The organism is Halorubrum trapanicum, assembly GCF_017873555.1.
Classification (GTDB): domain Archaea; phylum Halobacteriota; class Halobacteria; order Halobacteriales; family Haloferacaceae; genus Halorubrum; species Halorubrum trapanicum.
This window is the reverse complement of the sequence record NZ_JAGGKE010000011.1, coordinates 67225-85785: the sequence shown is the minus strand read 5'-3', so window position 1 is coordinate 85785 and position 18561 is coordinate 67225. Positions and strand designations below refer to the sequence as shown.

General features: G+C 68.0%; 15 protein-coding genes and 2 tRNA genes. 5 read left to right on the top strand and 12 right to left on the bottom strand.

Annotated features, from left to right (window positions below; translation table 11 throughout):
• Window positions 1-4: 4 nt before the first annotated feature.
• Window positions 5-412, top strand: a complete 408-nt coding sequence (locus J2744_RS12295) for a CBS domain-containing protein (RefSeq protein ID WP_210113642.1) — start codon at window positions 5-7, stop codon at window positions 410-412.
• Window positions 413-582: 170 nt separating this feature from the next.
• A complete protein-coding gene (locus J2744_RS12290) occupies window positions 583-1947 on the top strand; it encodes an LLM class flavin-dependent oxidoreductase (RefSeq protein WP_210113641.1) in 1365 nt (454 codons plus the stop codon).
• Window positions 1948-2263: 316 nt separating this feature from the next.
• Here the strand turns inward: J2744_RS12290 and J2744_RS12285 are convergent, their stop codons facing one another.
• Entirely contained in the window at window positions 2264-2737 is a 474-nt protein-coding gene (locus J2744_RS12285) for a deoxyuridine 5'-triphosphate nucleotidohydrolase (RefSeq protein WP_210113640.1), read from the bottom strand.
• Window positions 2738-3012: 275 nt separating this feature from the next.
• On the opposite strand from J2744_RS12285, the gene J2744_RS12280 reads away from it, so the two are divergent.
• Complete coding sequence (locus tag J2744_RS12280) at window positions 3013-4998, top strand: aconitate hydratase (protein WP_210113639.1); 1986 nt, start codon at window positions 3013-3015, stop codon at window positions 4996-4998.
• Window positions 4999-5176: 178 nt separating this feature from the next.
• Here J2744_RS12280 and J2744_RS12275 read toward each other — a convergent pair whose 3' ends face one another.
• From J2744_RS12275 to J2744_RS12240, 8 genes are all read right to left on the bottom strand, one after another.
• Entirely contained in the window at window positions 5177-5830 is a 654-nt protein-coding gene (locus J2744_RS12275) for a 30S ribosomal protein S7 (RefSeq protein ID WP_210113638.1), read from the bottom strand.
• Window positions 5827-6255: a 30S ribosomal protein S12 gene (locus tag J2744_RS12270; protein WP_004599087.1), complete on the bottom strand. Its 429-nt coding sequence runs from the start codon at window positions 6253-6255 to the stop codon at window positions 5827-5829. Before J2744_RS12270 ends, J2744_RS12275 begins: the two co-directional genes overlap by 4 nt.
• Window positions 6256-6496: 241 nt before the next feature.
• Window positions 6497-6916 (bottom strand): NusA-like transcription termination signal-binding factor, encoded by a 420-nt coding sequence (locus J2744_RS12265; protein WP_210113637.1) that lies wholly within the window; start codon window positions 6914-6916, stop codon window positions 6497-6499.
• Entirely contained in the window at window positions 6916-8130 is a 1215-nt protein-coding gene (rpoA2, locus tag J2744_RS12260; RefSeq protein WP_210113636.1) for a DNA-directed RNA polymerase subunit A'', read from the bottom strand. The genes J2744_RS12265 and rpoA2 overlap by 1 nt, the downstream gene beginning before the upstream one ends.
• Window positions 8123-11050, bottom strand: a complete 2928-nt coding sequence (locus J2744_RS12255; RefSeq protein ID WP_210113672.1) for a DNA-directed RNA polymerase subunit A' — start codon at window positions 11048-11050, stop codon at window positions 8123-8125. The genes rpoA2 and J2744_RS12255 overlap by 8 nt, the downstream gene beginning before the upstream one ends.
• Window positions 11051-11056: 6 nt before the next feature.
• Window positions 11057-12886: a DNA-directed RNA polymerase subunit B gene (gene rpoB, locus J2744_RS12250; RefSeq protein WP_210113635.1), complete on the bottom strand. Its 1830-nt coding sequence runs from the start codon at window positions 12884-12886 to the stop codon at window positions 11057-11059.
• A 1-nt stretch (window position 12887) separates the two neighbouring features.
• The gene (locus J2744_RS12245; RefSeq protein WP_008444332.1) at window positions 12888-14453 is read right to left on the bottom strand and encodes a DNA-directed RNA polymerase subunit B''; all 1566 of its coding nucleotides are present in this window, start codon (window positions 14451-14453) and stop codon (window positions 12888-12890) included.
• Entirely contained in the window at window positions 14450-14680 is a 231-nt protein-coding gene (locus J2744_RS12240; RefSeq protein ID WP_210113634.1) for a DNA-directed RNA polymerase subunit H, read from the bottom strand. Before J2744_RS12240 ends, J2744_RS12245 begins: the two co-directional genes overlap by 4 nt.
• Window positions 14681-14969: 289 nt before the next feature.
• Here J2744_RS12240 and J2744_RS12235 point away from each other — a divergent pair.
• Together J2744_RS12235 and J2744_RS12230 are read left to right on the top strand one after the other, a co-directional pair.
• Window positions 14970-15042 (top strand) — tRNA-Asp (locus J2744_RS12235).
• 28 nt (window positions 15043-15070) lie between these two features.
• A tRNA-Asp gene (locus J2744_RS12230) sits at window positions 15071-15143 on the top strand.
• A gap of 208 nt (window positions 15144-15351) precedes the next feature.
• On the opposite strand, the gene J2744_RS12225 is transcribed toward J2744_RS12230, so the two are convergent.
• From J2744_RS12225 to J2744_RS12215, 3 genes are all read right to left on the bottom strand, one after another.
• Window positions 15352-16356 (bottom strand): histone deacetylase family protein, encoded by a 1005-nt coding sequence (locus J2744_RS12225; protein ID WP_210113633.1) that lies wholly within the window; start codon window positions 16354-16356, stop codon window positions 15352-15354.
• The gene (locus J2744_RS12220; RefSeq protein WP_210113632.1) at window positions 16357-16788 is read right to left on the bottom strand and encodes a histone family protein; all 432 of its coding nucleotides are present in this window, start codon (window positions 16786-16788) and stop codon (window positions 16357-16359) included.
• Window positions 16789-16867: 79 nt separating this feature from the next.
• Window positions 16868-18355 carry a single-stranded DNA binding protein gene (locus J2744_RS12215; RefSeq protein ID WP_210113631.1) on the bottom strand — a complete coding sequence of 496 codons (1488 nt, stop codon included), beginning with the start codon at window positions 18353-18355 and terminating at the stop codon, window positions 16868-16870.
• Window positions 18356-18561 lie beyond the last annotated feature (206 nt).

Here is an 18561-nt window from a genome sequence, read left to right as displayed (position 1 = left end):
GGGTATGGACGAGATCGAAGACGTGTTCGTGGCGCGACTGATGTCGACGGACCTCCACACGGTGACGCCGGACACGCTGGTCGAGGACGCGGCCGCGGTCCTGCTGGAGAACGACATCAGCTCGGTGCTGGTCGTGGACGACGACGGGGGGCTGGTCGGGATCTTAACCTCGACCGACTTCGTCGACATCGTCGCGAAGAGCCAGCCGAAGGCCGAGACGACCGTCGAGCGGTACATGACCGTCGACCCGATCACGGCGAGCGCGCAGGACGACGTCGCGGCGGTCGCCGCGACGATGCTCGAACACGGCTTCCACCACGTACCGGTCGTCGACGGCGGCGAACCGATCGGCATCATCACCACCTCCGACTTCGCGGCGTACGTCTCCTCGCCGGAGTCGGTCTCGGCGTAGCGCGCTCGCGGGGCCGGTCGGGGTCGCCGCTCGCGTCCTCCATCGCTCGCGTTCTCCACCGCTCGCGTCCTCCACCGCTCGCGTCCTCCACCGCTCGCCGACCGTCCGCGACCGCGACAAGTGCCGCCACTTCCTGTGGTCGTATTACCCCGGAGCGCGTAGCGAGGGGCGTGACCGAACACCTACATCTCAACCTCTTCACCATGAGCTCGGTCGAGCACGTCTCGCCCGGGTCGTGGCGGTATCCCGGCGACCGGTCGGCCGACTACGCCGACCGCGAGTACTGGACCGAGGTCGCGCGCACGGCGGAGCGGGGCGGCTTCGACGCCGTGTTCTTCGCGGACGTACGCGGCATCTACGACGTGTACGGCGACGACCGCGAGGTCGCCGTCGAGAAGGCGGTCCAGACGCCGGCGAACGACCCGCAGCTCGTCGTCCCCGCGATGGCGGAGGTCACCGACGACCTCGGCTTCGCGGTGACGCGCTCGACGACGTACAACCACCCCTACCAGCTCGCGCGGGAGTTCTCGACGCTCGATCACCTCACCGACGGCCGGATCGCGATCAACGTGGTCACCTCCTACCTGGAGTCGGCCGCGGCGAACCTCGGACTCGACGAGCGGATGGACAAGGAGACGCGCTACGAGCGCGCCGACGAGTTCCTCGACGTCTGTTACAAGCTGTGGGAGGACTCCTGGGCGGACGACGCGGTCGAGGTCGACCGCGAGTCCGGCCGGTACAGCGACCCGGAGAAGGTCTCGGCGATCGACCACGAGGGCGACCACTTCTCGGTGCCCGGCCCGCACGGCTGCGAGCCGTCGCCCCAGCGTACCCCCGTCGTCTACCAGGCCGGCTCCTCGGACTACGGGCGGTCGTTCGCCGCGCGCAACGCCGAGGCCGTCTTCGCCAGCCAGCCGACCGAGACGGGCGTCGTCGAGTACATGGAGGACGTGAAGTCGCGCGCGGCCGACGCCGGCCGCGACCCCGAGAGCCTCCGCTTCTTCATCGGCGTGGTGCCGGTCGTCGGCGAGACGGAGGCGCTCGCGGAGGCGAAGTACGAGGAGTACAAGCGCCACGTCGACGTCGAGGCGACGCTCGCGCTTTTGTCCGGCTTCCTCGACATGGATCTGTCCGAACTCGACCCCGAGCAGAAGGTCGAACACATCGAGACGGACGCGATCCAGGGGACGATGAACGCGTTCACGAAGGCCCAGCCCGACCGCGAGTGGACGGTCCGCGAGGTCGCCGAGTTCTGCGGTCTCGGCACCACCTCCCCGAAGATCGTCGGCACGCCGGAGCAGGTCGCCGACGAGCTACAGCGCTGGCACGAGGAGGTCGGTGTCCACGGGTTCAACGTCAAGGAGGTCGTCCGGCCCGACTCGCTCGTCGACTTCGTCGACCTCGTCGTCCCGGAGCTTCGCGAACGGGGCCTCGTTCCCGAGACCGACGCCGAACCCGCGGGGGAGACGCTCCGCGAGCGACTCCTCGGCGAGGGGCAGTCGCGGCTCCGCGCGGATCACCCCGCCCGGCAGTAGCGCGAGGACGAACTTCCGCGCGGCGACCGGGACCGAGGCGCAGTCGGGGGATTCGTCGGCCGTGTTAGCGAACTGTTGTGAACGGATTTCCGCGGTCTAATACGACAGCGCTGCCGGCCCCGGCACGCTTAAGTGTCTACCGCCGCTTGTTTCAGGTGACGCTTCGCTTGGAGGGCCGAAGCGTCAGCGGGGACCTACAGAACGACACGCTCGTGCCACCTTTTCCCGGCACGGGCGTGCCGTTCGTTCCTTTACCTACCGAGCGATTCGCTCGCACAGCGCCGCGTCGACGTGTCGCGCGCGCGGAAGTCAGCCGTTAGAGTCGCTCGCCCTGATACTCGCCCTCGTACGTCCCGTCGTGATCGGCCTCGGCGAGCACCAGCTGGGCGATGCGGGCACCCGGTTCGATCTCGATCGCGTTCCCCACATCGAGTCTCCCCTCGCCGACGCCCTCGTAGCCCGCGTCCCAGACGGCGGTGTCGAGGGTACAGGCGTTCCGCAGCAGCGTCGAGCGCGGGAGGACGAAGCCGATCCGCCCCTCCGGGATCCGCACCGGCTCGCCGTATCGCACGACGTACGTTCCCCGGTCGAGTCGGTAGCGGCCGTCCTCCGGCTCCAGTTCGCGGCGCTCGCCCACGCGCTTCCCGTCGCGCGCGAGGAGTCCGGGTTCGGTCCCTTCGAACACCGCGTCGACGGTGAGGTCGACGCCGTTCGGCTGTCGCTGCGCGTCGTCGAGGTCGGCGCCGGCCGCGGTGAGCGCCGCCGCGACCGCGGCTCCGGAATCGAACATGCGCGTTCGGAACCGCGGGCGAACCTAAACGGTGTCGCCCGCGCCGCGCGCCGATCGCGGTCGAAGCGGCGGGTCTCGCCGGGATCGGCGAGACACCCGAATTCGGCCGTTTCAGACGTTTAATGACCTAAAACACTCGGCAGGGCTACGTATTTCACGGTGAATGATACCACACGGAGATCGAAGCGAACGTTGCCGGAGCGCGGGATCTAACACGGTCGATCTTCGGGAAACTCGCGGGTTTTATATCCACGGGAGAGCCATCTTTGCGTGATATGGGACAAACGATTACGGAGAAGATCCTCGATGACCATCTCGTCGAGGGCGAGCTGACGCCCGGCGAGGAGATCGGCATCGAGATCGACCAAGTGCTGACGCAGGACACGACGGGGACGATGGTGTGGCTCCAGTTCGAGGCGCTCGACCTCGACGAGGTCCAGACGGAGCTGGCCGCGCAGTACTGCGACCACCAGACGTACCAGTTCGACTTCAAGAACACCGACGACCACCGCTTCCTCCGCTCCGCGGCCGGCACGTTCGGCGCGTACTTCTCCCGGCCCGGCAACGGGATCTGCCACCAGGTCCACAAGGAGAACTTCGCGGCGCCCGGCAAGACGCTGCTCGGCTCCGACTCGCACACGCCGACTCCCGGCGGACTCGGCCAGCTCGCGATCGGCGCCGGCGGTCTCGACATCGCCGTCGCGATGGGCGGCGGTCCCTACTACGTCGAGATGCCGGAGGTCGTCAACGTCCACCTCGAGGGCGAGCTGCCCGAGTGGGCGACCGCGAAGGACGTGGCGCTCCACCTGCTCGGCGAGCTGACCGTCAAGGGCGGCGTCGGCAAGATCTTCGAGTACACCGGTCCCGGCGCCGAGAAGCTCACGATCCCCGAGCGCACCACGATCACGAACCTCGGCACCGAGCTGGGCGCCACCTCCTCGATCTTCGCGACCGACGAGAAGACGAAAGACTGGCTCGCGCGCCAGGACCGCGAGGAGGAGTACGTCGACCTCCAGCCCGACGACGACGCGGAGTACGCGGAGACGATCGAGGTCGACCTCGGCGAGCTCGAGCCGCTCGTGGCCGCGCCCTCGATGCCCGACAACGTCGCCCCCGTCAGCGAGTACGAGGGCACCGACGTCGAGCAAGTCATCGTCGGCTCCTGTACGAACGGCGCCTACGAGGACATCCTCCCCAGCGCGAAGATGCTTGAGGACCGCGAGGTCGCCAAGCAGACCGAGATGATCGTCGCGCCCGGCTCGAAGCAGGCGTCCGAGATGCTGGCCCGCGAGGGCTGGACCGCGGAGATGATGGCGGCCGGCGTCAACTTCTCCGAGGCGACCTGCGGCGCGTGTATCGGCATCGGTCACGTTCCCGCCTCCGACTCCGTCTCGCTGCGCACCTTCAACCGCAACTTCGAGGGTCGCTCCGGCATCGAGGACGACTCCGTCTTCCTCTGCTCGCCCGAGGTCGCCACCGCGGCGGCCATCACCGGCGAGATCGTCGACCCGCGCGACCTCGCGGACGAGCTCGGCGACCTCGAGGCGCCCGGTCTGGAGATGGGGACGAAGTACGGTCCCGGCATGGGCCAGGACGACTCCGACATCATCTCGCCCGACGAGGCGATCGACGACGGTCTCGTCAAGGGGCCGAACATCGGCGACGTGCCGCTGAAAGACGACATCGACGTGGACGGCGGTGAGGCGCTCCTCAAGATGGAGGACAACATCACCACCGACCACATCATCCCGGCGACGGCGGACATCCTGAAGTTCCGCTCGAACATCGAGAAGCTCTCCGAGTTCACGCTCTCGCGCGTCGACGACACGTTCGCCGAGCGCGCGCTCGCCGCCGACGGCGGCGTCCTCGTGGCCGGCGAGAACTACGGCCAGGGCTCCTCGCGCGAGCACGCCGCGCTCTGTCCGATGTACCTCGGCATCGAGGCGGTCTTCGCGCAGAGCTTCGCCCGCATCCACAAGGCGAACCTCTTCAACTTCGGGATCGTCCCGCTGGCGATCGACGCGGAGACGTACGAGAAGATCGACCAGGGCGACGACCTCGAGATCGTCGACGACGTGCCCGCGGGCGTCCGCTCCGGGCAGGAGGAGTTCACCGTGAGCGTCAACGGCGAGTGGGAGTTCACCGCCGACCTCGACGCCTCCGAGCGCGAGCGCGACATCCTCGCGGCCGGCGGCAAGCTCTCGTGGGTCAAACAGCAGCACGCGGACGACGGCTCCGGCGCGGCGCCGGCCGACGACTGAGCCGAACCGCGACGCGGACCGCTCGCGACCGATTTTCCTGTTTTTCACGGACCGCCAGCGCCGACGCCGCGGCCGACCGTACCGGTGACCCGTACGCGATCAGTGACCCGCACGCGATCGAGGCGGACCCGTCGGTAGTCGGCGGGAAAGACGAAGAGAGAAAGCGCCGGCGCTGAGTTCAGCGGGCGGCGGCGGCGACGCGCTCGCGCTCCTCCTTCTGGGCGATGGAGTAGGAGCGCTCGGCGTCGTAGTCCGCGGCCGTGGTGAGCTCGTTCGCGAGCGCCTCGGCGGCGGCGGTCGTCGACTTGTACGTCGCGTTGGCGACGCCGTCGGAGATGAAAAGCAGCGCCTGATCGACGCGGCGCTGGGGCGCGACGTCGACCGCCTTCGGAACGGAGATGCCGCCGTACTTCAGGCGGACGGTCTCCTCGCGGGGCGCGGCGTTCTCGACGGCCGTCACGAGGATCTGGGCCGGATTCTCCTCGGTCCGCTCGTGGATGATGTCGAAGGCGTCGCGGACGATCCGCGTCGCCTGCTGTTTCTTCCCCGTGTTCTCGTCCGTCTGCATCAGACGGTTGATGAGGCGCTCGACCAGCGAGATCTCGCTTTTCTTGAACTGCTTGGACGCGTGGCGGCCCATCGTGTGCGCGATGGGCGTCACGGTCATGTATCGCTTCGTCGAGGGGTCCTCGTAGGCGATCTCGGTGACATCCCAGACGCCGAACAGCTTGGCGTTCTCGTTTGCGGCCTCGCTGGACGCGGGCGCGTCCGGGTCCGGCTCGTCGGCGGCGACGTCCTCCTCGGACGGCGCCTCGGTCTCCTCACCGCTCATCTGACCGGTTTCTCCGCGTTACCGCGAACCAGTTCGATCATCGACACGCCGTTGACCTTCTCGACCTTGTAGTTGACGCCGGAAAGGTCGCCCATCGCGCGACCCTTCGCGCCGCCGATCCCGGCGATCGTGACCTCGTCGTGCTCGTCGATGAACGAGATCGCGCCGTCACCGGGACAGAACGCGGTGACCTGCTTCCCGTTTTTGATGAGCTGAACCCGGACGCACTTTCGGATCGCCGAGTTCGGCTGCTTTGCCTCGATGCCGACCTTTTCCAGGACGATGCCGCGCGCCTGCGGGGCACCCTCCAGGGGGTCGGACTTCTTTTTGAGCCCGCGCTCGCGCCGAGCGTACTCGGAGTCGGACCAGCGGCGCTTCTGCCGGTCCTTTTTGAGCTTACGGGCCGCGTACTTGCCGTTCGCCATCGTACGTCTACTTCCGAACGGAGCTACTTAAGCGTCGTCTTTCTCCGCCGAGAAACGCCCTCAGATCCGTCGAGAGGTACCGCTTGGGGTATCTGAGGGCGTTTCGGCGTATCAAACGACGGGCGGAAAACAACGTTGAGCCGATAAGCCGCCGCGAGATGTCGTCGTTCACGCGGTTCACACCGACGAATCGATCCCGGAAACGCCCGGCATCGTCGCGGGCAGGCCGGAACGACGCGCCCTACGTCAGCTGAACGTCGTCGACGTCGTAGTGCCGCTCCGCGAGTCGGCGGGCGGTTTCGATGTTCGCACCGTCCGCGCCGATGGCGACGCCGCGGTCCGCCTCGGGAACCTCGACGTAGGCCACGCGGTCGTTCTGCTCCGAGATCGTCACGGCGTTGACCGCCGCGGGCGAGAGCGCGCTCGCGACGAACCCCGCCGCCGTGTCCGCGTCCTCGACCAGATCGACCGACTTGCCGAGCCGGCGCTCCGCCTCTTCGACGGTCTCGCCGCCCTGACCGATCGCGGCGGCCATCTCGCCGGCCGGGACCACGAACACGAGTCGCTCGCTCTCCACGAGGCAGTCGGTCGGCGTGACGCCGGTCAGCTCGTCGAAGCGACCGATGTAGCGCCGCGCCTCGTCGGAGAGCTCGACGCGCATCAGTCGTCGCTCACGACGCGTGACCCCATCCGGAGATCGACGTCGCCGGTCCCCATCGAGATGGGCTTGCCGGCGATGACGTTCTCGATGACGCCGTCCAGCTCGTCGTACTCGCCGTGGATCGCGGCGTCGAGCAGGTGGTTGACCGTCACCTCGAACGCCGCGCGCGCGAGCACCGAGTCCTTGTTGCCGGAGATGCCGTGCCGGCCGATGGACTCGATCTCGCCGTTGTTCGTCATGATGTCGGCGACGAGCATGAGGTGCCGGACGTTCACGTCGTCGAGCCCCTGCTCTTCGAGCGTGTTCTTCGTCTCGTCGATGATCGTCTCGCGGGCCGCCTCGACCCCGAGGTTGCGGTAGATCTCGTGGATGTTGTTACACGTCGTCCGCGAGGCGTCGACCCCCTCGATCGCGAGGGTGTCGCCGAACGCCGACCCCTCGGTGTAGAGGACGAACTCCTCGTCGCCGTCGATCTCCTCTTTGCGGATGACGACGCGTTCGATCTCCTCGATCCCCTTGAACACGATCTCCCGGAGCCGCTCGACGAGCTGGAGCAGCTCGCGGTAGCTCGGCTCGTTCGGCCCGAACTCGACCACGGTGCCGGCCTGTCGGGCGTCGACGCCCAGCGCGTCCTCGATCGTCTCGGCGATGATCTCCGCGACCGCCGTCGGGTCGGAGTGGGTCGGCCACCGCTCCAAGAGGGTGTCGTCGTTTAAGTCGATCCGCACCAGCATGTCCGCGACGTTCGTCGACACGTCGCCGAGCGCGAGGATGCGCGTCGCCTCGATCGACCAGACGACCTCGTGGGCCTTCTCCCGGTCGGTCGCGTACTCGCCGTCGAGGTGGACCGTCATCATCGGCGTGTCCGGCGTCTTCCGGGCGTCCACCAGCTCGATGAGCCGGGGGAGGCCCTGCGTGACGTCGATCTCCGCGACGCCGGCGTAGTGGAACGTGTTCATCGTCATCTGCGTCCCCGGCTCGCCGATCGACTGCGCCGAGACGGTCCCGACCGGGTCGAGGGGGTCGACGCGCGTCTGCTCGTAGCGGTTCTCGACCCCCTCGACGACGTCGGTCGCCTGCTCGATGGTGACCTCACCGGTCTCCTCTGCCTTGCGGTCTATCGCCTCGTACACCTTCGTCTTGAGCCGGCGGGGAAGCTCGGTCGCCTCCACGACCGCCTCCATGTCGTCGGTGACGCCGTCGAACTCAGTCATCCGACTCCACCTCCAGCTCCGCGGCCTTGTTCAGCCCCGGACCGGCGTGCTCCGAGAGGTTCGTCGGCGGCTCGCGCTCGCCGAGGAACCGCTCTTTCTCCTCGCTGGACGCGAACTCGGCGTCGACGACGCGATCGACGATGTTGTCGACGTCGATCCCGTCCTCCTCGCCGGAGGAGACCTTCACCGGCGAGGTGCCGTCCTCGCCGAACTCGAACTGGATGATCCGACCCGAGGTGTCCCGGACCGTGCCGTCGTACTGCGCCTCCAGCTCGGAGAGCGCGTTGATGAGCCGACGCTGGAGGTAGCCGGACTTGGAGGTCCGGACCGCCGTGTCGACCAGCCCCTCGCGGCCGCCCATCGCGTGGAAGAAGAACTCCTCGGGCGTGAGCCCGCCGCGGTAGGAGTTCTCCACGAAGCCGTGCGCCTCCGAGGAGAGGTCGTTCGGCCGGTAGTGCGAGAGCGTCCGGTCCTCGTAGCCGCGGTTGATCCGCTCGCCGCGGACCGCCTGCTGGCCGACCGATCCGGCCATCTGCGTCAGGTTCAGCATCGAGCCACGCGCGCCGGAGCGGGCCATCACGACCGCCGGGTTGTCGTCGGCGAAGTGCTGGTCGGCGATCTCACCGGCCGAGTCGCGGGCCTTCCCGAGCGTCTGCATGATCTTCATCTCCAGCGTCTCGTCGACGCCGCGGCCGGGCAGCGACTCCAGCTCGCCGGCCTCGTACGTCGCGATTAGCTCCTGGACGCGGTCGTAGGCGCTCTCGATCGCGTCGTCGACCTGCTCTTCGGCCTCCGGCGGGATCGACTCGTCGTCGATCCCGATCGAGAACCCGAAGTTCATGATCGCGCGCATCGCCAGCGACGCAATCTCGTTGATGAACACGCGCGAGCGCGTCTCGCCGTACTCCTTCGTGAGCGTGTCGACGACCTCGCCGCCGAACGCGCCGACCGCGTCCTCGTCGATGGTTCCCTCGATCAGCTGGCCGTCCTCGATGACGACGTCGTCGCCGGCCGAGGAGGTGAAAGAGAGGTCGAGGTCGTCGGGGAGCAGCTCCGAGAACAGCGTCCGGCCGGTCCAGAACTCGCGTCCCTCGTCGTCGACGCCGTCGGCCTCGGGCAGCTCGTCCACGCGCGTGGCGCGGAGCAGGTCGAGCGCCTGCGTCTCCGTGAACTCGGGGTTCGAGTGGGTGAGCAGGTAGGTGCCGGAGATGTGGTCCTGGATCGCGCCGATGATGTTCCCGCCGAACCGGGGCGAGAGGATCTGCTCTTGGACGCGCATGAGGACGCGAGCCTCGGCGCGGGCCTCCTCGTTTTGCAGCGCGTGCATGTTCATCTCGTCGCCGTCGAAGTCGGCGTTGTACGGCGGACAGACGACGGTGTTGAGCCGGAACGTCTTGTACGGCATCACCACGACCTCGTGGGCCATGATGGACATCCGGTGGAGCGAGGGCTGCCGGTTGAAGATCACGATGTCGCCGTCCACGAGGTGGCGGTTCACCTCCCAGTCCGGCTCGACCTTCTCGGCGAGCTCCTCGCAGTTCTTCTCGGTGACCTTCAGCCGGCGGCCGTCGGGGCGGCGCACGTAGTTGGCGCCGGGGTGGGCCTCCGGCCCGTTCCGGACGTACTGCCGCGCCTCCTCGACGTTGCGCTCGGTGACGTTGAGCGTCTGGGTCATCTCCTTAGCGACGCGGTCCGGCACGCCGACCTCGTTCAGCGAGAGCGTCGGGTCCGGCGAGATGACGGTCCGGGCGGAGAAGTTGACGCGCTTCCCGGAGAGCGACCCGCGGAAGCGTCCCTCCTTGCCCTTCAGCCGCTGGCTCAGGGTCTTCAGCGGGCGGCCGGAGCGGTGTCGCGCCGGCGGCGTCCCGCTGATCTCGTTGTCGACGAACGTGGTGACGTGGTACTGGAGCAGCTCCCAGAGGTCCTCAATGATCAGCTGCGGGGCGCCCGCCTCGCGGTTCTCCATGAACCGCTGATTGATCCGGATGATGTCGACCAGCTTGTGCGTGAGGTCGTCCTCGGAGCGCTGGCCGTTGTCGAGCGTGATGGAGGGACGGGTGGTGACCGGCGGGACCGGAAGGACCGTCAGGATCATCCACTCCGGGCGGGAGTGCTCGGAGTCGATGCCGAGCACTTCGAGGTCCTCGTCCGGGATGTCCTCGAACCAGTCGCGGATGTCCGAGGGCATCAGCTTGTTCATGTCCTCCTCGGTGAGGTCGACGTCGAGCGCGTTCTCGATGGCGCGGCGGTCCTCCTTGCGCGGGCGGAACTCGCCGGCCATGATCTCGTTGACCCGGTCGAGGGCGATGTCCGTCTCCTCGGCCAGCTCCTGCGGCGAGGTGCCCGGGTCGTCCTCCTCCTCGTCGGGCTGCATCGCGGCCGCGATGCGCTCGGAGTAGTCGCCCGAGAGCACGTCCTGGACCTCGTAGTAGGTCGTCGGCTTCTCGTGTTTGATGTCCGCCTGCGGCTCGCCGCAGAACGGGCAGGTGGACGCCTTCCGGGCCTGCCGGACGGCGGCCTTCAACACGTCGTGTTCGTCGTCGCCGAGCTCCTTCGCCCGCTCGTAGCGGTCGCGGAACTCGTCGCGCTGCGCCTCGTCGAGCGCGAGCTTCCCGCACTCGCGGCACGTCGAGCGGAGCAGCCGCCGGATGAGCTTCGTGAAGCCCACGTGGATGACGGGCGCCGCCAGCTCGATGTGGCCGAAGTGGCCGTTACAGGAGCCGGAGTGGGACCCGCAGGTCCGACACTCCAGGCCGGGGTCGATGACGCCCAGTCGCGGATCCATCAGCCCCATGTCGATCGGATAGCCGTCGTCGTCGTACGTGTCGGCCGTGATCACCTTCGTCGCGGACATGTCCCGATACGTCTCCGGGTCCATGAGTCCGAAGTCGATCCCGCCGAGCACTTTCGGTGTTTGCATTGACATCTAAATCGCGTCCTCCAGTTCGAGTTTCGGTCGGATGCCGAGGGCGATCATCTCGTCGAGCAGCAGCTTGAACGCGTAGCTGACCTCCAGCTCGTGGATGTCGTCCTCGTCGCCCGTGACCGGGTCGTACACGCGGCGCTGCTCGCGGTCCTCGACGGCGACCAGCCCGGTCTCCGCGGAGACGTGGACCGTCTCGGCGTCGGAGGACTCCAGCAGCCGCTCGTTGAGCACCATCGACGCGCCGTGGCCGATGATCGTGTCGCGCTCCATCTCCCCGACGCGCAGCCCGCCCTCGCGGGCGCGACCCTCGGTCGGCTGGCGCGTGAGCACCTGGACCGGCCCGCGCGAGCGGGCGTGGAGCTTGTTCGACACCATGTGGTACAGCTTGTGGTAGAAGATCGTCCCGACGAAGATCTCGGCGTCGATCTTCTCGCCGGTGACGCCGGAGTACATGACCTCCTTGCCGGAGGACTTGAAGCCGTGGTCCTCCAGCCCGTCGCGGAGCTCCTCCTCGTCTTCGCCCTGGAACGGCGTGCCGTCGACCCGGGAACCGCGCAGCGAGCCGACCTTCCCGCCGAGCATCTCCAGCACGTGGCCGACCGTCATCCGCGACGGCAGCGCGTGCGGGTTCATCACGAGGTCCGGGACGACCCCCTCCTCGGTGAACGGCATGTCCTCCTGTGGCGCGAGGTGGCCGACGACGCCCTTCTGGCCGTGTCGGGACGCGAACTTGTCCCCGAGTTCGGGGACGCGCTGGTCGCGCACCTTCACCTTCGAGAGCTTGGAGCCGTCCTCGCCCTCCATCAGCGTCACCGTGTCGACGACGCCCGACTCGCCCGAGCGCATCGTCACGGAGGTCTCCCGGCGCTTCTGCGGGGAGAGTCCGCCCATGTCGTCCGGCTCCTCGAGGAAGCGCGGCGGGCTGGTCTTGCCGAGCAGCACCGAGGACTCGTCCACCTTCGTCTCGGGGTTGACGAGTCCGTCCTCGTCGAGGTGCGTGTACGCGTCCTCGCCGCGCGCGCCGCGCACGTCCTGGTCGGGGATCTCGAAGCGGTCCTCCTGACCGCCGGGGTAGCGGCGCTCCTCGCCCTCGTACGTCCGGAAGAAGTGCGAGCGGGTGAGCGCGCGGTCGACGGAACCCTGGTTCATCACCAGCGCGTCCTCGATGTTGAACCCCTCGTAGGACATCACGGCGACGACGAAGTTCTGCGCCGCCGGCCGCTTGTCGAAGCTGATCTGGTCGGAGGTCTGCGTCTTCACCATCGCAAGCTGCGGGTAGTGCAGGAGGTGCTGACGCGTGTCCGGCCGGATGCGGTAGTTAGCGGAGGGGAGCCCGAGCGACTGCTTCATCATCCCCGCGCCCATCGTGATCCGGGGGCTGGCGTTGTGCTCGGGGTACGGGATCATCCCCGCGCCGATACCGAACACGAGCTGCGGGTCGATCTCGAGGTGCGTGTGGTCGTCGGTCACGTCCTCCTCGTCGACGGCGACGAGGATGTCCTCCTCCTCCTCGGCGTCGATGAACTCGACGTAGCCGCGCTCGACGAGGTCCTCGAACTCGACGTCGCCGCGTTCGAGCGCCTCGATCTCCTCGTCGCCCAGCAGCGGCTCGCCGTTCTCGACGACGATGAGCGGGCGCCGCGCCCGCCCCGCGTCCGCGTTGACGATGACCTCGCGGGTCCGGTCTTTCACCGAGACGTTCACCATCTCGCTCACGTCGCCGCGGCGGCGCGCCTCGCGGATCTGTTCGGCGAGCTCGTCGGGGTTCTCGTGGGTGCCCACGAGGCTCCCGTTGACGTACACCTTCGCTTCGCGTTCTGCTTGTGCCATATTAGTCGTCCGCCGTCTGTCGTTCGACGCCCTCGATGCCGGGGATTCCCTCGACACCCATCGACGCCAGTTCTCGTTTCAGTCCCTGTTCGTCCTCGACGGTCTGTGACAGCTCCATCGCCTGCGCGAAGTTCTTCACGAGTCCGCAGTTCGGTCCCTCCGGGGTCTCGGAGGGGCAGATGCGACCCCACTGGGTCGCGTGGAGGTCCCGCGCCTCGAAGTGCGGCTGCGACCGCGACAGCGGCGACCGCAGGCGACGCAGGTGCGAGAGCACGCCCATGTAGTCCGTCCGGTCGACGAGCTGCGAGACGCCCGAGCGCCCGCCGACCCAGTTGCCCGTCGCGATCGGGTGTTCGAGCCGCTCGGTCAGCACGTCCGAGCGGACGACCGTGTTGACGGTGAGCTGCCGGTTCCGCATGTTGGCGCGTTCGAGCTGGTACTTCACGTCGCGCGCCAGCTTGTTGAGCGCGGTGCGGAACAGGTCGCGCATGAGGTCGCCGGAGACCTTCAGGCGCTTGTTCGCGTAGTGGTCCTTGTCGTCGGCCTCCCGGCGGTCCAAGGCGAGCTCGAAGCACGCCTCGGCCATCCGGCAGAGGTAGTACGCCTTGTTGATCCGCACGTCCTCCTCGTCGACGCCCTCCTCGTGGAGGTGCGGGAGGAGGTAGCGGTCGATGACGTAGTTCGCCCGCTTGAGCTGGTAGTTCTTCCCCTGACCGGAGGCGACGCGCTCGCCGAGGGTCTCGATCGCCCCCTCGGTCGTCTGGACGTCGGCCTCCTCTAAGTTCTCCAGCATGAACTTCACGATCTCGGGGTCGTCCGAGACGCGGTGGACGATCTCCTCGTCCGACTCAAGCCCGAGCGCGCGGACCAGCGTCACGAAGTCGATCGAACCCGAAACCGAAGGGAACGACACTTCGAGCAGTCCCTCGCGGTTGCGCTCGCAGAGCACCAGCGCGCGGTAGCCGCGGCGCTGAGAGAACGTCTTCGCGACCTGGATCTCGTCGCCGTACTTCGAGTCGTACTCGGCGAGGATCTTGTTCGGCGCCAGGTCCTCCGAGGTCATCAGCACGCGCTCGGAGCCGTTGACGATGAAGTAGCCGCCGGGGTCGACGGGGTCCTCGCCGATGTCGATGAGCTCCTCGTCGGAGAAGCCCGCCATGTTACACTTGTTCGAGCCGACCATGATCGGCATCCGGCCGACCTTGGTCTCGGTCGTGTCGACGACCTGCTCCGGCTCGTCCTCGCCGCCGCGCACGATGGACATCTCCATGAACACGGGCGCCGAGTAGGTGATGTTGCGGAGCCGCGCCTCCTGGGGGTACAGCAGCTCCTCGGAGCCGTCGGCCTCGCGGACGCGTGGAGTGACCATCCGCACGTCGCCGAGTTCGACGTACACCGGCTCCTGCCCCTCCTTGTCGCCGATGTCCGTCTCGATCGTCTCCTTCTCGTCGACGACCTCCTGCATGCCGCGGTCCAGGAAGTTGTTGAACGAGCGGAAGTGGTGTTCGGCGAGCCGTTCGTCTGAGAAGTATTCGCGTGAAACCACGCGTCGGTCTTGCCTATTCATGAGACGACCAGTCGGTACACGACCGCCTCGTCGGTCGTGCGGGAGTTTCGAACGATCTTCACCACGTCGCCGACTTCGGCCTCGTCGGGGAGCGCGGGATCCGTGCGTTTGATCTTCGGTAAGTCAGTCTTCTTCACGTCGTACTCCGCCAGGACCGACTCGACATCCTCGGGGTCGTCGAGGAGCACGTGGTCCGGGACGAGTTCGTGTTGGCTTACGTCTACCATGGGTGCTGGTGGTGGGGAGAAGCTATCACGAGATACTACAGATACGTATATACGCCAGCGGCATAAGACTTACCAAGCGGCGCCGCGCGCGGCTCACGGGTCGGGGGCGTTCGACACTCCCACACACGCGGGGTTCCCACAAAAGGATACCGGACGAGACCAGCGACGCGGCCCGCCGATCCCCCTCGTCGGCACCGCCCAGAAGCCGAAATTTCCTGTCACGGACCCGCACCCTCGTCGGGGATGACAAGCCTTATTTGCCAGACAGGGGTACGAACTGATGCGACAAGCCCGGATGGTGTAGTGGCCCATCATACGACCCTGTCACGGTCGTGACGCGGGTTCAAATCCCGCTCCGGGCGTCCCCCGTTTCGGGGCCAGTCGCTGTTTGCCCGGATGGTGTAGTGGCCCATCATACGACCCTGTCACGGTCGTGACGCGGGTTCAAATCCCGCTCCGGGCGTTTTCGACGAACAATACGGCGAGCGCAGCGAGCCGTTCGTCGCAAACGCTCGCATAGGGATTTGAACCAGGGAGTGAAGCGAGCGGAGCGAGCGGAACGACTGGGGTTCAAATCCCGCTCCGGGCGTCTTTCGCTGCCGCAACAACGAGAACGAGGAGCGGTAGCGACGAGTGAGTCCGGCGTCGAGAAACGGTGTCGGCCTGTCGAGCTACAGACCCAGTTCCGACCGGAGATTTTCGACGAGCGTCTCCGTCTTTCCGTCCGGTTCCTCCTCGGTGTCGACGGGGGTCCGGCCGTCGTACGTCTCGTGGACCATCGAAACGCCTTCGGCGAGCGTGTCGAGTCCGTAGCCGCCTTCGAGGACGTACGCGTCGGCTGCGCCGACGTCGTCCGCGAGCGACCGGATCCGGTCGGTCAGCAGCGCGTACCCCTCCGAAGAGACGCGCATCCGCGAGATGGGGTCATGGCGGTGCGCGTCGAAGCCGGCGGAGACGAGCAGCAGGTCGGGGTCGAAGCGGTCGACGGCGGGCGCGACCGCCTCGTCGACGGCGTACAGGTAGTCGGCGTCTCCGGCGCCGGCCGCCAGCGGGAGGTTCACCGTCGTTCCCTCCCCGTCCCCGTCGCCGGTCTCGTCGAGGGCGCCCGTGTCCGGGTACAGGCCCTCCTCGTGGATCGAGGCGTAGAGGACGTCGCCGCGGTCGTAGAAGATGTCCTGCGTTCCGTTCCCGTGGTGGACGTCCCAGTCGAAGACCGCGACGCGGTCCGCGAGGTCCTCGTCGAGGACGGTCTGGGCCGCGACCGCAGCGTTGTTGAAAAAGCAGAATCCCATCGCGTCGCCGGTGACGGCGTGGTGGCCGGGCGGGCGACCGATCGCGAACGGCGTCTGTCGCCCGGTCAACCCGTTGACCGCCTCGCGGGCCGCCCACTGGGCGAGTCCGGCGGAGGTGAGCGCCGCCTCCCACGTCCCCTCGCTGGCGACGATGTCGGGGTCCCAGCTCCCGCCGCCGTCGGCCACGAACGACTCCAGTTCGTCGACGTAGTCGGCGTCGTGGACCGCCGTGATCGCCGCCTTCTCAGCGGGGTCCGCCTCGACGTACTCGACGCCGTGGCGCTTCGCCAGCCCGCGGCGGATCGCGCGGAGCCGGTCCGGGTTCTCCGGATGTCGCTCGCCGGTGTCGTGTTCGAGACACCGCTCGCTGTAGCCGAACCGCATCTACTCGAACAGCGCGAAGTACGTCTCGATGTCCTCGGCCTGTACGGTTCGTCGGTCCGCGTGGCGGGCCAGCGTCGCGGCCGCGCTCGCGACGTTGTTGGCGTAGTCCTCCAGAATATCGGCCAGCGCAATCCGCGCGTCGACGCCGACGCGATACCGGTCGTCGATACGGAGCCGAGCGATCCGGTCGATGGGCGCGACCGGCAGCGTGAGGTCCTCCCGGGCGACGACCTGTTCGACGCCGAAGTCCGCCGCCATCAGCGTCTTCCGGCCGTCCGCGGTCGCCCGCTCGGCCGCGTCGACGGCCAGTTCCGCGCCGTGCGATTGGATCCGTCGGGCCAGCTCCTCGGCGGCGTCCGCGCTGACGCGGAGTTCCCCCGCGTTCCGCCGGATGATCCCGTCGACCGGCGCGAACGGCAACTCGACACTCATACACACAGACGCGTCCGTGTATCGTATAACGCTTTCCGTTACCCGCATCGCCGCCGGATCCGGACGGAGACCGGCCGCGTCAGAAGACGTCGTCCGCGTCGATGGTGCCGTCGCGCTCCGGGCCGCGGACGGTTATCTCCTCGCCGAGCCGGAGGCTCGCGTCGGTGTCGACGGTTCTCGTCTGCTGACCGTCGTCGAGCACGACCGGGTCGCCCGTCTGGACCACCGTCCCGGTGAACTCGACGTCCTCGCTCGACCGTTCCGTCGTCGCGGCCGCGGCGCCGCCGCTCCCGTCGTCGTCGGACTCGCCGGCGACGGCCTCGGCGGCGGCCTTCTGTCCGTCCTCGGCGAAGGCGCCGAGCCCGGTCTCGCTCGCGTCGCGGTCGGCGCTATCGGCGTCGCCGCTCCCGCCGGCACCGGATCCCGACGCCCCGTTCGCGACGCCGCCCGCCGCCTCGCTCTCGCCGTCGAGGACGGAGACGGTCGAGCGCCAGTTCGCGGACGCCTCCAGGTCGTCCTGCCACCCGTCCTGGATCTCGACGTCGGTGAAGACGACGCGGTCGGCCAGGTCGATCTCGCGGTCGGCCTTGTCGCCCCACAGCGCGACGCGGATCTCTCCCGTCTCGTCTTTGATCCGGACGTTCCGGACCTGTCCCTCGCTGCCGTCGTCGCGGTCGAACGTCCGCTTCGGGTCCGTCTCGATGACGCCGCCGGCGATGTCGACCGTCTGGCCGATCTCGAGGTCGGCGATATCGGTCGTCTCCGGGACGTACTCGACGTCGTCGTCGACGCGCTCGACGGTGCCGCGGTCGCCGACGTGAAGCTCCAGGTCGCCGTCGCGCTCGCGGACGTAGCCGTCGCCGACCTCGACGACCTCGCCGGCGTCGAACTCCTCGGCGAGGTCCGCCTTGTCGTCCCACAACGTGATCCGCACGCGGCCCGTCTCGTCGCCGACGGTGAGGTTGGCCACGCGCCCCTCGCTGCCGTCGTCGCGGTCGAAGGTCCGGATCGAGTCGGTGTCGAGCACCTGTCCGACGAGGTCGACGTCGGACGCGCCGAGCGTGAGGTCCTCGACGCGGTAGGTGTCGAGCACCTGGACGTCCACCTCGGCGTCCTCGTCCGGTTCGACCTTGTCGGCGCTCACTTCGAGGCCGCTGTACCCCTCCTTGGGGCGGCCCATGACGCGGAGCACCTGCCCGACTTCGAGTTCCTCCTCGGCGGCCGCGGCCATGTCGTCCCACAGCGCGACCCGGACGGAGCCGGAGGCGTCGGCGACGTCGACGTTACAGACGCGGCCCTCCTCGGCCTCCTCGTCGTCGCGCTCGAAGGTCCGAATCTCGCCGATTGCGGTCACCTTCCCGAGGAACTTCACCTCGTTCATCCCCGGTTCGATGTCCGCGATGGTGTCGGCCTCCTCGTCGCGAAGCTCGTGCGCGATGAGCATCGCGGCGGTCTCCTCGTCCGCCAGCCCGCCCATCTGTTCGACTTTGTCCTCGACGGCGGCCTCGAACTCCTCGAACTCGACGTCGGTGTCGAGCTCGTCGTACACCTCCTCTATGGCTCCCATACGCGTACCTCCGTGGTCGGCGAGTTCGCGGATAAGCGTTGCCGTTGCCCGGGGTTCGTTCCGGATCCCGCCCGGTCGGCGGGGCGACCGACCCGGGTCGCGCTCGCGGCTCGAAGACGTCTCATAGGCGTTCATGGGTCCCATCGGTACAAAAGGTGTTCATCCCGCGCGGAGCCCGTGCGGACCGCAGGCACGCGGCCGGCGGA

Excerpts from the sequence above, each read along its gene's own strand:
- J2744_RS12295 (WP_210113642.1), top strand. The coding sequence starts at position 5 with ATGGACGAGATCGAAGACGTGTTCGTGGCGCGACTGATGTCGACGGAC.
- J2744_RS12285 (WP_210113640.1), bottom strand. The coding sequence starts at position 2,737 with ATGTTCGATTCCGGAGCCGCGGTCGCGGCGGCGCTCACCGCGGCCGGC.
- J2744_RS12280 (WP_210113639.1), top strand. The coding sequence starts at position 3,013 with ATGGGACAAACGATTACGGAGAAGATCCTCGATGACCATCTCGTCGAG.
- J2744_RS12275 (WP_210113638.1), bottom strand. The coding sequence starts at position 5,830 with ATGAGCGGTGAGGAGACCGAGGCGCCGTCCGAGGAGGACGTCGCCGCC.
- J2744_RS12270 (WP_004599087.1), bottom strand. The coding sequence starts at position 6,255 with ATGGCGAACGGCAAGTACGCGGCCCGTAAGCTCAAAAAGGACCGGCAG.
- J2744_RS12265 (WP_210113637.1), bottom strand. The coding sequence starts at position 6,916 with ATGCGCGTCGAGCTCTCCGACGAGGCGCGGCGCTACATCGGTCGCTTC.
- rpoA2 (WP_210113636.1), bottom strand. The coding sequence starts at position 8,130 with ATGACTGAGTTCGACGGCGTCACCGACGACATGGAGGCGGTCGTGGAG.
- J2744_RS12255 (WP_210113672.1), bottom strand. The coding sequence starts at position 11,050 with ATGCAAACACCGAAAGTGCTCGGCGGGATCGACTTCGGACTCATGGAC.
- rpoB (WP_210113635.1), bottom strand. The coding sequence starts at position 12,886 with ATGGCACAAGCAGAACGCGAAGCGAAGGTGTACGTCAACGGGAGCCTC.
- J2744_RS12245 (WP_008444332.1), bottom strand. The coding sequence starts at position 14,453 with ATGAATAGGCAAGACCGACGCGTGGTTTCACGCGAATACTTCTCAGAC.
- J2744_RS12240 (WP_210113634.1), bottom strand. The coding sequence starts at position 14,680 with ATGGTAGACGTAAGCCAACACGAACTCGTCCCGGACCACGTGCTCCTC.
- J2744_RS12225 (WP_210113633.1), bottom strand. The coding sequence starts at position 16,356 with ATGCGGTTCGGCTACAGCGAGCGGTGTCTCGAACACGACACCGGCGAG.
- J2744_RS12220 (WP_210113632.1), bottom strand. The coding sequence starts at position 16,788 with ATGAGTGTCGAGTTGCCGTTCGCGCCGGTCGACGGGATCATCCGGCGG.
- J2744_RS12215 (WP_210113631.1), bottom strand. The coding sequence starts at position 18,355 with ATGGGAGCCATAGAGGAGGTGTACGACGAGCTCGACACCGACGTCGAG.